This is a genomic window from Streptomyces doebereineriae (genome assembly GCF_031845645.1).
Taxonomy (GTDB): Bacteria; Actinomycetota; Actinomycetes; order Streptomycetales; family Streptomycetaceae; genus Streptomyces; species Streptomyces canus.
The window spans coordinates 1-433 of the sequence record NZ_JAVREZ010000391.1 but is presented as its reverse complement, the minus strand read 5'-3'; the positions used below and the strand labels follow the sequence as shown (position 1 = coordinate 433).

1 protein-coding gene is annotated in these 433 nt (G+C 65.4%); it reads left to right on the top strand.

What is annotated here, in order from left to right; all coding sequences use genetic code 11:
• Positions 1-16: 16 nt before the first annotated feature.
• The coding region (locus tag RNB18_RS52450; RefSeq protein ID WP_311721112.1) for an MMPL family transporter at positions 17-433 on the top strand (417 nt) is incomplete at its 3' end.

The window sequence follows — 433 nt, the reverse complement described above, 5'->3', positions numbered from 1 at the left end:
GACCAACCTGCTGGTGATGCTGGCCATCGCGGCGTCCACCGACAACGCGATCTTCCTGATAGGCCGATATCAAGAGGCCCGAAGTGTCGGTGAAGACCGAGAGTCGGCCTACTACACGATGTTCCACGGCACCGCCCACGTGATCCTGGGCTCGGGCCTGACCATCGCCGGCGCCACGTTCTGCCTGCACTTCACGCGCCTGCCCTATTTCCAGTCCCTCGGTATCCCGCTGGCCATCGGCATGGTCATGGTGGTTCTGGTCGCGCTCACCCTGGGCTCGGCGTTCATCTCGGTGGCCCCCAAGTTCGGTAAGACGCTGGAGCCCAAGCGGGCCATGCGCACCCGCGGCTGGCGCAAAATCGGTGCGGCCGTGGTGCGCTGGCCCGGACCGATCCTGATCGCCACCATCGCTATCTCGCTGGTCGGCCTGTTG